Genomic DNA, 12,308 nt, shown 5'->3' with positions numbered 1-12,308 from the left:
TCCTCGAAGTTGGTTTGGGCATTTTAGCGGCTAGCCTGGCTCAAAAGTTGAGCCCGCAACCATGCCACGACTTTGTCTGAGATGTGCCTACGCATCTGCTCACGACTCCCGGACAATTGCCAGCGCTGGGCATCGCTCCAGCCTTCTGGGCCCTGAACCGCCACACAGACCGTACCTACTGGCTTGCCAGGTCGCGCGCCACCAGGGCCATAAATCCCCGTTTCCGCCACCGCCCAATCGGCCCATCGTGAGGCTTGCTTCGCCAAATCCAGCGCCACTTCTACGCTCACGGCACCATGTTCAATGATGCGCTGCGGATCGATCGCCAACCAGGCTTGCTTGGTGGAGTCGGCATAAGGAATCAAACTTCCGGCAAACCAGGCCGATGCACCGGGCGCGGCAGTGGCCTGGGCGCTGAGTGCGCCGCCGCAGGACGCTTCTACCAAGGCCAAGCGCTGCTGACGCTGCACCAATAGCTGGCCAAGTCCGGGCCAGTCTGTTAACGGACTACTCACCTGTGTACATACTCTCGAGGCGGCGATTTTCATTAGGATACGTGGCCCGCCATTCCACGCGCCCCGCGCAGTAGTACATCTAGGCATGCAGCACACACCCATGATCGCGCAGTACTTGGCACTCAAGGCCGAGCATTCACAGCGCTTGCTGTTCTACCGCATGGGGGATTTTTATGAGCTGTTCTTCGACGACGCCAAGCGCGCCGCAGAGCTGCTCGATATTACCCTGACCAGCCGTGGCGAAAGCGGCGGACAAAAAGTCCCGATGGCAGGCATACCGGTGCATGCCTGCGAGCAATATTTGTGTCGGTTGGTGCGCAAAGGGGAATGTGTGGCCATTGCCGAGCAATTCGGGGACCCCCAAGCCAAAGGCCCCATGGAACGGCGCGTTGTACGGGTGGTCACACCCGGCACACTCACCGATGAATCCTTACTCGACGCGCGCGCCAGTGCCCCACTGGCCGTCATTCATTGCGACAAAGCCGGTTATGGTCTGGCCCTGCTCGACCTTGCCGCAGGCCAATTAGAGCTTGCGCAAACCGCGGATGTTGGCGAGCTATTGCGCATGGTAATGGAGGCGCAGCCAGCAGAGTGTTTATGCGCAGAGGGCGCCCATGCGCGATTTGTTGAGGCCGGTTTAAGCCCGGCTCCGCGGAGCTGGCCTGACTGGCACTTCGCCGAGCAAGCCGCGCTCAAGGTACTCGGTGATCAATTGGGCACCACGGACTTTCGCGGCTTCGGCTGTGATGGCATGCCCCAAGCTTTGTGCGCCGGCGGAGCAGCCATCAGCTACGCCCGTGATACCCAACGCAATGACCTGCCCCATCTTGATGGCATGCGCGCGCGCCCAGTAAGCGGCCATTTGGTTATCGACCGCATCAGCCGGCGCAACCTGGATCTGGTGCGGCAACCCGACCGCCCAGACACCACCGCCCTCTTCGACCTGATTGATGACTGCGCCACCGCCATGGGTGCTCGGCGTCTGCGCGAATGGCTGCTGCGTCCGCTGGCGGACGCCACCGCTGCGCATCAGCGCCAAGCCTGCATTCAAGCCTTAGAGCCCGATGCCACGCGGCTACACGAGCTGCTGGAGCCACTGTGCGATATTGAAAGGGTCAATACACGTATCGCCCTGCGCTCGGCTCGGCCGCGTGACTTAGCCGCCTTGGCCCGCTCTTTAGAACAGCTGCCCGCGATTCGCGAAATCCTTCTTCAAGCTGGACTCTGGGACAGCGAGGCCGAGGCGTTGAACGCGCTGCCGGAGCTGGCCAGCTGGCTCAAACAGGCCGTTGTGGCAGAGCCCCCTTTGCTGGCGCGTGATGGGGGCGTCATCGCGACTGGTTTTGACGACGAGCTCGACGAGCTGCGGGCTCTGGCCAGTGAAACAGCCACCTTCCTGGCCGAGTTTGAAGAACGTGAGAAGGCGGCGACCGGCCTGGACAACCTCAAGGTGGGCTACAACCGCGTCCATGGCTACTACATCGAGCTACCACGCAATCGGGCTGAACAAGCACCAACGCATTACACCCGCCGACAAACACTCAAAGGCGTAGAACGCTACATCACCGAAGAGCTCAAAGGCTTCGAAGACAAGGTGCTGTCGGCGCGCGAACGCTCCCTGAGCCGGGAATTAGCGCTGTATGAAACATTACTAGATGAGCTACAACGCTGGCGGGATGCGCTTCGCGCCAGCGCCGATGTGGTGGCCAATGTGGACGCCAGCCTGAGCTTGGCCTTACTCGCCCAGCGCCCGGATTGGGTCTGGCCACAACTCAACTCCAAACCCGGCATCCACATTCGCGCAGGACGCCATCCCATTGTGGAGGCGCATTCGCGCGAGCCATTCGTGCCGAATAGCCTGAGCCTGAACACAGAGCAGCGCCTGTTGTTGATCACCGGGCCAAACATGGGCGGTAAATCAACGGTCATGCGGCAAACTGCGTTGCTCTGTGTCCTGGCCTGGATGGGCGCGCCGATTCCTGCAGAGCAGGCGCAGATCGGGCCTATCGACCGTATCTTCACCAGAATTGGAGCCGGTGATGACCTGGCCTCAGGCCGCTCCACATTTATGGTGGAGATGCAGGAAACTGCCGAAATTTTGCGCCATGCCGGCCCCCAATCCTTGGTGCTCATGGACGAGATTGGCCGCGGCACCTCGACTTTTGACGGCTTGTCTTTGGCGCGGGCCGCTGCCGAACATCTGCTCCAGCACAATCACAGCTTCACGCTGTTTGCCACGCATTACTTCGAACTCACCGCGCTCGCTCAAGACATAGACGGCGCCAAGAATGTGCATCTGGCGGCGATTGAGCACAAGGACCGCCTGGTGTTTCTGCATGAGTTGCGCGAAGGACCAGCCAATCAGAGCTATGGCTTACAAGTCGCCCGCCTGGCCGGGGTTCCGCGCAGCGTGACCCAACGCGCGAACAAGATTCTGCAAATGTTGGAGCACACCGCTCTGCAAACCACCACACCACAGTTAGATTTGTTTGCAACGCCTCCGGAACCTATGGTGAGCGAGGAGGTCAGCGCATGGGAAGTCGCCTTAGACGAGGCTGACCCGGACACACTCAGCCCACGTGAGGCACATGCCCTGCTCTACGAGCTAAAGGATCTCTATGACCGAAGTCGCGGTTGACGCTGTCATTTTCCGCGCACACACTTGCACGCTGCTTTCCAGGGAGACCCACACGCCGTGCGCAGTGTGAGTTTTGCAGCAGTGCTTGCCGGCTTTTGGCTGGCTTTATCCGGTCATTTCACCGGGTTGTTGTTGGGTTTAGGCGCCGCCAGCGTGCTGCTGGTCTGGGTGCTCGCCCGGCGTGCCGACGTGGTTGATGCCGAAGGCCACCCCAGTCAACTCAGCACCCGCACGCTGGGCTACTGGTTCTGGCTGGCTATTGAAGTGCTCAAATCAGCGCTACGCGTCATCGTTCTCGTGCTGCGCGGTGGCGAGCAGCCCGTGGTGCGCCGCATCCCCATTGGCGACCTGAGCCCGGTTGGCAAAGCCACCTTAGCCAACAGCATTACCCTCACGCCTGGCACCTTGAGTATGTGCGTGATCGACGAAGAAATTGAAGTGCACAGCCTGCACGCCCCCTTCCTCGAGGATCTGGATAGCGGTGACTTCCAAGCTCGTGTCCAGCGCTTTGATACTGGTCGCGCAGGAGATCAGGATGCTTGAAGGCGCCTTGCTCGCGGTGGTAACAGGCATGGCCCTGGTCGTCGTGCGCATTTGGCGCGGGCCAGCGGTGTATGACCGCATCTTGGCCGTCAATGCCCTCGGCACCAAAACAGTGCTCTTCATTGCCCTGCTGTGTTTTGCCACGGGTCGTCCAGACTTCTTGGATGTGGCCCTGCTTTACGCCCTCATCAACTTTATCGGCACCATTGCGGTACTCAAGTTCATTCATTACCGCCACTTGGGCTACGGGCTCCATGACGATGGCCCACAAGAGGAGTCCCCATGATCTGGTTGGGTTATGGCTTGATATTTCTGGGGGTAGGCGTGTGCTTAATCGGCTCAGTCGGCATGCTGCGTTTTCATGATCTGTATACGCGCTCCCATGCAGCCAGCCTCATCGACACCCTAGGGTCCGCCTTGGTGATCGCGGGGCTGGGCTTTTTGAGCAGTTCCTGGATCATTTTTCTCAAGCTTGCATTCTTGCTGCTATTCCTGGTGTTCTCCAGCCCCACCGCGACGCATGCCTTAGCGCAGGCGGCTCTCCACGGCGGGCATAAGCCCAGCATGCAGCGATGAGTACTGTGACCACCACTGTCCTGCTCTATGCCCTGCTGATTCTGCAGCTGGTCATTGGTGTGCGCATTGTCCGCAGCCGCGACGTGTTCTCGGCCACCATGCTCACCGGCGCCTTCTCTCTCCTCGGCGCTTCACTGTTCATGGTGCTCGATGCCGCCGATGTGGCCTTTACGGAGGCTGCCGTCGGCGCTGGTATTTCCACCGCCTTGGTGCTGGGCGCACTGGCGCTGCTGCGTTTTCGCACGCGCGGGCCACGCGGCCGCAGCCGGGGCCTCGCCTTCATGGCCTGCTTGGGCTTTTTTGTGCTGTGGCTCAGTTTGGTGCCGCAAATGCCGGTCTTGGGGGACGAACACAGCCCGCTGCAGACACATCCCGCCACAGCGGACTACTTTCAGCTCACTGCCGAGGCCATCCATATACCCAATGTGGTCACGGCGGTGCTGGGCAGCTATCGGGGCTTCGACACCCTGGGCGAAGCCTTTGTGATCTTCATTGCGGGGTTAGCTGTCTACCTACTGCTGGGCTCCACCCGGGACCGCCCCCTAGAACCGGAGCGCGATGATGCGAACGGGTAGTCCCGTGGTGATCCGTGTGATCACCAAGCAACTCTTACCGCTCATTCTGCTTTTCGGACTGTATGTGCAGTTCCACGGTGATTATGGGCCCGGGGGCGGCTTCCAAGCGGGGGTCATTTTCGCTGCCGGCATTGTGCTCTACGCCATGGTGTTTGGCATTGATGCTGCTGCCAAGGTGGTCCCGCGCCGGGTACTTCTCAGGCTGGCCCCCTTAGGGGTTCTGATTTACGCCGGCACCGGACTCTATGGGCTGATCAACGGCGCGGCCTTCTTGGATTACAACGCCCTGGATCCTGCGCACCCCAGCCATGGGCAACATCTGGGTTTGTTACTCATTGAATTTGGCGTCGGCCTTACCGTGACCTCGACCATGCTTTTGCTGTTCTACACCTTTGCCCAGCGCAGGCCTCCACGATGACAGCGCTGGCATCACAAGGCCTTTATGCCCTGCTCGGTGTGGTGTTGGTGACCGGCCTGTATTTGGTCATCGCCCAGGACAATCTGGTGAAGAAACTGCTGGGCTTGTCGGTTTTTCAGGTGGCCATCTTCGTGTTCTACCTCACCCTGGGCAAGCTCTTTCCAGGCGGTGTCCCTATTCTGCAAGAGGGCGGTAGCGGCTACAGCCACCCGCTACCACATGTGCTGATTCTGACCGCCATCGTGGTCGGAGTAGCGACGCTGTCGGTGGGCTTGGCCTTGGTGGTCAGGGTGCAAGAAGAACTGGGCAGTATTGAGGAGGACGAAATCCGGGATGGGCCATTCGATGAATAACGCCTGGCTGATCGTGCCCGTGCTGCTGCCCATGCTCAGCGCCCCCTTGCTCTTACTGATTCGCCACCCCGCCATGTGCTGGCTGTTAGCCGTCTTCGCTGCCGCCGGTAGCGCACTCACGGCCGGCCCCCTCTTAGAACTGACAGCCACCCAGGCCCAGCATTACCACTTCGGCGCCTGGCTGCCACCGGTGGGCATCGAATTTGTATTGGACGCATTCAACACGCCTTTGCTGCTGCTCACCGGGGGCGCAGCGGCGCTGTCGTTGTTTGCCGCCAGCCCCGGTGTTCTCCAAGGGCCCTTTGCTGGCCGAGAGGCTGTGTTCTATGCCCTGTTCCTGCTCTGCCTGGCCGGTTTGAATGGCATTCTGAGCACTGGGGACGCCTTTAATGTCTTCGTCTTCTTAGAAATCTCCTCACTCACCACCTATGCGCTGGTCGCAGCCGGCCCACGCCCTGGCTCGGCCCTAGCCGCGTTTCAGTACCTCATCTTGGGAACACTCGGTGGCAGCTTCGTGCTGCTGGGTATTGGCTTTTGGCTGCAGGCCACCGGCAGCCTGAACATGGCCGACTTAGACCTGCGCCTCGATGACACGGCCTTTCCGGCCGTGGCTCTGGCCGGCACCGTACTCTTGATGCTGGGCTTTGCGCTCAAAGCCGCCAGCTTTCCCCTACACCAATGGTTGCCGGCGGTATATGCAGCCGCGCCTTGGCCGGTCACTGCCTTCTTGGCGGCCTGCGCCACCAAAATTGCCATCTATGCGCTGATCAGGCTCACCCTCATCGTCGGCGATATGGGCAGCTTGGGGCTGGATGTGCTGGGTGTGGTATCTCTGGTCGGCATTGTCTGGGGGGCCTTATCCGCCTGTACCCAAACCGACATTCGGCGATTGTTGGCCTGGTCCAGCGTGTCGCAGCTGGCCTATGTGCTTTTCGCCTTCAGCTTGGGTACGGCGGCCGGAGTCACCGCCGCCTTTCTCCAACTTTTTGCCCACGCCAGTATCAAAGGCGGTATTTTCTTAGCGCTGGGCCCTGCCGGCAGTCGCCGTGACCTGGAGGGCTTACGCGGCCGTGACCCCTGGCGCACATTGCTGCTGACATTACTCATATTGGGTTTACTCGGCGTACCCCTCACCGCCGGCTTTAGCGCCAAATGGGCACTACTTGGCGCAAGTTACGCCGCCGGTCATGGACTCGGCTTAGGCGTGGTAGTCCTGAGTTCATTATTGGCGGTGATCTACTGCTTACGCATGCTCGAACCCATGTGGCTGGCGGCAGACCCCGGCCCTACCCCATTACAGCGCATCACCTTTGCCCAGAGTCTTCCGCCGTTGCTGGCCCTGAGCGCCATGTTTTGGTTAGGCACCCATAGTGAAGTCGCCGCTCTAGGCATGCGCGCCGCAGCGGTCTTTGGCTACGGAGGCAACCCATGATTTGGTGGCCCATCGCCTTACCTGCGGCTCTCGCTCTGCTGATTGCAGCCTTTAACCCGCGCCCCAATCTACGCGAGCTTTTGGCTGTCATGGTTGGCGTGCTGAACGCGGCAATCTGGCTGAATTGGTGGGTCCAAGGCCCCCCAGCGGCGCTGGTTCTGTTGGATTGGCTGCCAGGGCTCAGTATGCGGCTGGAGTTGGAGCCTCTGGGCTTGCTCTTTGGCACCGTGGCCGCCGTCCTTTGGCCGCTCACCACCATTTATGCCGCCGGCTACATGCGCGGCAACAATGAGAAATTCCAGCAAAGCTTTTTCACTGCCTTTGCAGCATCTATTGCCGGCGCCCAACTCATCGCATTAGCCGGTGATCTCATCACCTTGTTTGTCGGCTATGAGTGGCTCACCTTGGCGACTTGGCCACTGGTCACCCATAAGCGCGACGGCAAAGCGCTGCAGGGCGGACGAACCTACTTAGGGTTTTTGCTCGCCACCTCTCTGGGCCTCTTACTGCCGGCAATCGTGATTAGCGTGTTGTTAGCGGGGCGGAGTGATTTCACCGCAGGCGGATTACTCACGGAGGTCGATCTATCACCAACGGCACTGGCTGCTCTGTTTGCCGCCTTTATGTTCGGCACTGGCAAAGCGGCCCTGATGCCCATTCATCGCTGGCTCCCGGCGGCGATGGTGGCGCCGACACCCGTGAGTGCACTGCTGCACGCGGTGGCGGTGGTTAAGGCTGGCGTGTTCGTGGTGCTGAAAGTCACCATCTATGTGTTCAGCCCTGAGCTGCTGCTGTCCACTGGAGCGGCCCAGCCCGTGCTCTGGGTGGCCGCTATCAGTTTGGTACTAGCCTCGGTACAGGCCTGGCGAGCCGACCACATTAAGCAGCGACTAGCGTACTCAACGGTGAGTCAACTGGCCTATGTAAGCGTGGCGGCTTGCCTGCTCATGCCACAAGCCCTGCTAGCGGGTAGCTTGCAGATCCTTGCGCATGCCTGCGGCAAGATCACCTTATTCTTCTGCGCCGGTGCCATATACACCGCCGCTCATAAGCAATATGTGTCGGAGCTGGACGGCTTAGGCTGGAAAATGCCCTTCACCTTTGCTGCCTTTGGCATTGCCGCCCTGTCCATTATTGGCTTACCGCCCGGCGCGGGTTCGTGGGTGAAGTGGTATTTGAGCCTGGGCACCATCGCCTCAGGGCAATGGGCCATATTGGCCGTACTAGCCGCTAGTACCATGCTCAATATTGCCTACCTGCTGCCGATCCCCTTACGTGGCTTTTTAGGCCATCCGCCAGCAAGCAAAGCCATTGCTGAGGCCCCGCTGAGCATGGTGCTTCCACTGTGCATTACAGCGGCTCTATCCGTGTTCTGGTTCTTTGGCCTAGGCCAGGTCATTGCCGTCATGGCCACACTGCCCGGAGTTTCCCCATGAGCGCTCCCTCTCCCGCCTCCCCTGGTATTCGGCTGGCGATCCGCGTCCTGCTCGGACTGGCGGTGCTGAGCGTCTTGGCCGAGTTCGCCATCCATCGACATGTGGAGTTTTCTTTTTCCGGAGTGCCTGGCTTTTATGCCGTGGTGGGCTTTGGAGCCTATTGCGTGATTGTGCTCGGGGCCAAGGCGCTGCGCCCCTTGCTGAAACGCTCAGAGGACTACTACGGTGATTGAGGGGCTACTTCACCCGGCCGTGTTGCTGTACCTGGCAGCCGGCATGCTTTGGCTGCTGCCCTTAGCCCTCGGCCGGCTGCTCGCGGTCGCCGCCCCACTTCTTGCCTTGGCCGCTCTGTGGAGCCTTGACGGCCCGACCGCCTTGCAACTAGGAGCTTTGAACTGGGACTGGTATAGAGCCGACAAACTAGCGCTGATATTCGGCACCATTTTTCTCATCGCCGGAAATCTGGGCCTGCTCTACGCCTGGCCCGAGAATAATCGCCGGGTATTCTCCGCCGGCTTGGCCTATTGCGGCTCTGCAGTGGGCGCCACCCTCGCCGCCGACCTGCCCAGCCTGTTCATGTTCTGGGAGTTCACCGCACTCGCGTCGTTGCCCTTGTTAGTGCACCGTCACCCCGACTATGGGCTGTCGATAAGCGCCTTAATTCGCTATTTCGCCATCCAAATCCTTTCCGGCGTACTGCTACTCTTTGGCTTGCTGGCCAGGCATCAGGCTGGATTGGACTTGGGCTTCAACCACCTTGGCCTGGACAGCCCTGGCGGGCTACTGATCTTGCTGGCCTTTGGCATCAAGGCAGCCTTTCCTTTACTGCATAACTGGGTACAAGACGCTTATCCACGATCGGGGCCAGCCGGCACGGTGCTGCTGTCCACCTTCACCACCAAGCTGGCTATCTATGCACTGATCCGTAGCTATGCGGGCACGGACATCCTGATCCCCATTGGGGCCGTGATGACCTTGTTCCCCATTTTCTTCGCGGTTTTGGAGAACGATCTACGCCGGGTGTTGGCCTACAGCTTGAACAACCAGCTGGGGTTTATGGTGGTCGGCGTCGGCATCGGCACACCGCTGGCCTTGGATGGGGCAGCCGCACACGCCTTTTGCCACATCCTCTACAAGTCCTTGCTGTTCATGAGTATGGGCGCGGTGTTGTACCGCGTGGGCACCACACGAGCGACGGACCTGGGCGGCCTGTACTCCAGCATGCCCTGGACCGCCCGTTTTTGCATCATTGGCGCCATGTCCATTTCGGCGCTGCCCCTGCTCTCGGGTTTTGTGTCCAAATCCATGATTTTGGCGGCCGCCGTCTACGAGGGCCATCCGCTGGTTTGGCTGATATTGCTGTTTGCGTCGGCAGGGGTGCTTGATCACTCAGGAATTAAAGTGCCATTTTTTGCCTTCTTTGCGCATGACGGAGGCCACCGCGTCCAGGAAGCGCCGTGGCCTATGCTCCTTGCCATGGGCATCACCGCCTTGGCATGTATTGTGGTGGGCATTGCCCCAGCCTTGCTATACGCCCTGCTGCCTTTGCAAGACTACAAATTCATCCCCTACACCGCCGACCATGTGGTCACTCAGATGCAGCTGCTGCTGTTTGCTGGACTGGCCTTTGTGTGGCTCTACCGCAGCGGGCGATATCCTGCGGAAATCCGAGCATTGCACCTGGACTCCGACGTGCTTTACCGGCGCTGGGCACCGCAACTCACGCAGCGGCTGGACAACATCTTCAGCAGCTGGGGTCAGCGAGCCGGCGCATGGTGCGCCGACTACGCCGCCCTGGCCTTACGCGAGCTGCGTAACCTCACTAACGACAAAGGCTTGATGGGCGGCACACCAGCGGTCGGTGTGATGGCCGCAACCTTCCTCTTGTTGGCTGCGGTCGTAGGCGCCTTGCTGCTTTAACCCCTCCCTTTCGGTGGCCAGGACTGAAGCCTCAGCCAGACTCCGGCCAGAGGCAGGCACCGGCCTCACGCATGGCCGCAATGTATTCCTGATGCGCCTGCGCAGCATCGGTATCCACCTCCGCCAAGCGCGGGCGACGAGCGGCCTCGCTGAGCACACTGGCCAGGGAGCGTTCGGCCCCGCTGGCACTGCGAACCGGCTGTGACTCCAGGCGAATCTCGTTCTGCCCGCCGGTCAGGCGCAAGTACACTTCGGCCAGCAGCTCGGAGTCGAGCAAAGCGCCGTGCAGGTCCCGGCCAGAGTTATCAACCTCATACCGCTTACATAAAGCGTCCAAGGAGTTGCGCTGGCCTGGGTGCTTACGCCGAGCAAGCAGTAAAGAATCCACGATAGGACCGGGTGGTGGCCAATGCTGCTCGCGGCCAATCCTGCGGAACTCTTCGCTCAAAAACCCGCTATCGAACTCGGCGTTATGAATAACAACCTGGGCCTCCGCCACAAACTCCAAAAAGGCATCGGCCACATCGGCAAAGCGGGGTTTATCCGCCAGCATTTCATTGCTGATGCCATGCACCGCTTCCGCGCCGGCACTTATGGCTACATTGGGGCGGATGTACTGATGGTAATGACGTCCGGTAATGCGCCGGTCGAATATCTCCACGCAGCCAATTTCGATAATCTCGTCGCTGCGCGCTTCTAGGCCCGTGGTCTCGGTATCAAGGACGATTTCTCTAAGCATGTGCGCGTACCTGCTCGACCCCTTGCCGTGCCAGAGCGTCAGCCCGCTCGTTCATGGGATCACCCGCGTGACCCTTGACCCAGTGCCAGCTCACCTCGTGTCGCTGTGCTGCCGCATCTAAGGCTTGCCACAAATCCTGATTCTTCACCGGTTTGCCCGCCGCCGTGCGCCAATTGCGCTTTCGCCAGTTGGCAATCCAACTGGAAATGCCTTGCTGTACATAGGTGGAGTCAGTATGCAGCTGCACCCTGCAGGCCTGTTTGAGCGCTTGTAGCGCCGCTATGGCCGCCTGCAACTCCATCCGGTTATTGGTGGTGTTGGGCTCACCACCAAAAAGCTCACGCTCCCGCTCGCCCATGCGCAAAATAGCGCCCCAGCCGCCAGGACCTGGGTTACCGGAACAGGCGCCATCCGTCCAAATATCAACCTGATGCTTCATGCATTCCTTTGTGGAAACGGGATGACACGTGCACTACTACGGCTACGTCCCATGGCAACCTGGCCACCCCACAAGGGCTGCGCTTGGCGCCAACCCTGCTGCAGTGGCCGTACCGGCAAGCGTTGCTTGCGGGCCAAGATGAAATAGCCAGGCTGAATCAGCCGATTCACACCAAGTCGCTCCGCCCACAAGGGTGTGCGCGGTCCGTAGTGCCCCATGTCCTCCACACGAAAATCCAACAAGTGCAACCAGTCGATCAACCGATTCGCACTCAGCAGCCGCATATTGTGCGGCAACTGCATGGCGCGCAGGGGCAATTTAGAACCCAGCCCCCAGGAGCTAAACGGCGAAAAGTTCAGGATGAGTAATTGTCCCCGCTGGGAGAGTATGCGATCCGTCTCGCGGAGCAGTCGATGAGGTGAGCGGGCAAAGGCCAGACTATGGCGCAAGATGGCCAAATCGGCGCTGCTGTCCATCAGTGGCAGCTCCCACAGATCGCTGAGCGCCCCGCAATGCAAACCCGGCTCATGCCCGACCACTTCAACCCGCCAGCGTGGCGGAAACACCGGCAGATGTTCTCCCCAACTGCCGATGGCCAGCGCACTATGCCCGTAGAATCGCGGCCACAAGCGGCTTAGCACGGCTTTCTCCCAACGCATGGCGAGCTGAGCTCGAGGCGTATGCAACCAGTCCTGTAAGCTAATTCCTTGCCGCATGTCTTAAT

The 12,308-nt window shown here is 60.1% G+C and carries 15 protein-coding genes; 11 read left to right on the top strand and 4 right to left on the bottom strand.

All coding sequences use genetic code 11. The features are described 5' to 3' along the window. Window positions 1-23: 23 nt before the first annotated feature. Window positions 24-515 (bottom strand): CinA family protein, encoded by a 492-nt coding sequence (locus tag KI787_00565; GenBank protein ID MBV6628423.1) that lies wholly within the window; start codon window positions 513-515, stop codon window positions 24-26. A 100-nt stretch (window positions 516-615) separates the two neighbouring features. On the opposite strand from KI787_00565, the gene mutS reads away from it, so the two are divergent. From mutS to KI787_00510, 11 genes are read left to right on the top strand one after another with little or no spacing between them, the layout of a single operon-like run. Continuing rightward, window positions 616-3,153, top strand: coding sequence for a DNA mismatch repair protein MutS (gene mutS, locus KI787_00560; protein ID MBV6628422.1), 2,538 nt, complete (start codon window positions 616-618; stop codon window positions 3,151-3,153). A 57-nt stretch (window positions 3,154-3,210) separates the two neighbouring features. Next, a complete protein-coding gene (locus KI787_00555; protein MBV6628421.1) occupies window positions 3,211-3,696 on the top strand; it encodes a Na+/H+ antiporter subunit E in 486 nt (161 codons plus the stop codon). Beyond that, complete coding sequence (locus KI787_00550; protein ID MBV6628420.1) at window positions 3,689-3,982, top strand: cation:proton antiporter; 294 nt, start codon at window positions 3,689-3,691, stop codon at window positions 3,980-3,982. Before KI787_00555 ends, KI787_00550 begins: the two co-directional genes overlap by 8 nt. Beyond that, complete coding sequence (gene mnhG / locus KI787_00545) at window positions 3,979-4,272, top strand: monovalent cation/H(+) antiporter subunit G (protein ID MBV6628419.1); 294 nt, start codon at window positions 3,979-3,981, stop codon at window positions 4,270-4,272. The genes KI787_00550 and mnhG overlap by 4 nt, the downstream gene beginning before the upstream one ends. Then, entirely contained in the window at window positions 4,269-4,847 is a 579-nt protein-coding gene (locus KI787_00540) for a DUF4040 domain-containing protein (protein ID MBV6628418.1), read from the top strand. The genes mnhG and KI787_00540 overlap by 4 nt, the downstream gene beginning before the upstream one ends. After that, entirely contained in the window at window positions 4,834-5,265 is a 432-nt protein-coding gene (locus KI787_00535) for a Na(+)/H(+) antiporter subunit B (protein ID MBV6628417.1), read from the top strand. Before KI787_00540 ends, KI787_00535 begins: the two co-directional genes overlap by 14 nt. Next, window positions 5,262-5,618, top strand: coding sequence for a cation:proton antiporter subunit C (locus KI787_00530; GenBank protein MBV6628416.1), 357 nt, complete (start codon window positions 5,262-5,264; stop codon window positions 5,616-5,618). The genes KI787_00535 and KI787_00530 overlap by 4 nt, the downstream gene beginning before the upstream one ends. Continuing rightward, window positions 5,611-7,050, top strand: coding sequence for a hypothetical protein (locus tag KI787_00525; GenBank protein MBV6628415.1), 1,440 nt, complete (start codon window positions 5,611-5,613; stop codon window positions 7,048-7,050). Before KI787_00530 ends, KI787_00525 begins: the two co-directional genes overlap by 8 nt. After that, on the top strand, window positions 7,047-8,486 hold the full coding sequence (locus KI787_00520; protein MBV6628414.1) for a monovalent cation/H+ antiporter subunit D family protein: 1,440 nt from the start codon (window positions 7,047-7,049) through the stop codon (window positions 8,484-8,486). Before KI787_00525 ends, KI787_00520 begins: the two co-directional genes overlap by 4 nt. Then, complete coding sequence (locus tag KI787_00515; GenBank protein ID MBV6628413.1) at window positions 8,483-8,719, top strand: hypothetical protein; 237 nt, start codon at window positions 8,483-8,485, stop codon at window positions 8,717-8,719. The genes KI787_00520 and KI787_00515 overlap by 4 nt, the downstream gene beginning before the upstream one ends. Beyond that, a complete protein-coding gene (locus KI787_00510; GenBank protein MBV6628412.1) occupies window positions 8,712-10,406 on the top strand; it encodes a Na(+)/H(+) antiporter subunit D in 1,695 nt (564 codons plus the stop codon). Before KI787_00515 ends, KI787_00510 begins: the two co-directional genes overlap by 8 nt. Before the next feature lie 31 nt (window positions 10,407-10,437). Here the strand turns inward: KI787_00510 and dnaQ are convergent, their stop codons facing one another. Genes dnaQ through KI787_00495 form a run of 3 tightly spaced genes read right to left on the bottom strand, consistent with a single transcriptional unit; the run spans window position 10,438 to window position 12,300 of the window. Continuing rightward, the gene (gene dnaQ, locus KI787_00505) at window positions 10,438-11,145 is read right to left on the bottom strand and encodes a DNA polymerase III subunit epsilon (GenBank protein MBV6628411.1); all 708 of its coding nucleotides are present in this window, start codon (window positions 11,143-11,145) and stop codon (window positions 10,438-10,440) included. Further along, the gene (gene rnhA, locus KI787_00500) at window positions 11,138-11,584 is read right to left on the bottom strand and encodes a ribonuclease HI (GenBank protein ID MBV6628410.1); all 447 of its coding nucleotides are present in this window, start codon (window positions 11,582-11,584) and stop codon (window positions 11,138-11,140) included. Before rnhA ends, dnaQ begins: the two co-directional genes overlap by 8 nt. Then, complete coding sequence (locus KI787_00495; protein ID MBV6628409.1) at window positions 11,581-12,300, bottom strand: methyltransferase domain-containing protein; 720 nt, start codon at window positions 12,298-12,300, stop codon at window positions 11,581-11,583. Before KI787_00495 ends, rnhA begins: the two co-directional genes overlap by 4 nt. Between the last annotated feature and the right edge of the window lie 8 nt (window positions 12,301-12,308).

This window comes from Oceanococcus sp. HetDA_MAG_MS8, assembly GCA_019192445.1.
Lineage (GTDB): Bacteria > Pseudomonadota > Gammaproteobacteria > Nevskiales > Oceanococcaceae > MS8.
This window is presented reverse-complemented; position numbering and strand designations above follow the sequence as displayed.

Coding starts and splice junctions, on each gene's coding strand:
- mutS (MBV6628422.1), top strand. CDS start 616: ATGATCGCGCAGTACTTGGCACTCAAGGCCGAGCATTCACAGCGCTTG.
- KI787_00550 (MBV6628420.1), top strand. CDS start 3,689: ATGCTTGAAGGCGCCTTGCTCGCGGTGGTAACAGGCATGGCCCTGGTC.
- mnhG (MBV6628419.1), top strand. CDS start 3,979: ATGATCTGGTTGGGTTATGGCTTGATATTTCTGGGGGTAGGCGTGTGC.
- KI787_00540 (MBV6628418.1), top strand. CDS start 4,269: ATGAGTACTGTGACCACCACTGTCCTGCTCTATGCCCTGCTGATTCTG.
- KI787_00535 (MBV6628417.1), top strand. CDS start 4,834: ATGCGAACGGGTAGTCCCGTGGTGATCCGTGTGATCACCAAGCAACTC.
- KI787_00530 (MBV6628416.1), top strand. CDS start 5,262: ATGACAGCGCTGGCATCACAAGGCCTTTATGCCCTGCTCGGTGTGGTG.
- KI787_00525 (MBV6628415.1), top strand. CDS start 5,611: ATGAATAACGCCTGGCTGATCGTGCCCGTGCTGCTGCCCATGCTCAGC.
- KI787_00520 (MBV6628414.1), top strand. CDS start 7,047: ATGATTTGGTGGCCCATCGCCTTACCTGCGGCTCTCGCTCTGCTGATT.
- KI787_00515 (MBV6628413.1), top strand. CDS start 8,483: ATGAGCGCTCCCTCTCCCGCCTCCCCTGGTATTCGGCTGGCGATCCGC.
- dnaQ (MBV6628411.1), bottom strand. CDS start 11,145: ATGCTTAGAGAAATCGTCCTTGATACCGAGACCACGGGCCTAGAAGCG.
- rnhA (MBV6628410.1), bottom strand. CDS start 11,584: ATGAAGCATCAGGTTGATATTTGGACGGATGGCGCCTGTTCCGGTAAC.
- KI787_00495 (MBV6628409.1), bottom strand. CDS start 12,300: ATGCGGCAAGGAATTAGCTTACAGGACTGGTTGCATACGCCTCGAGCT.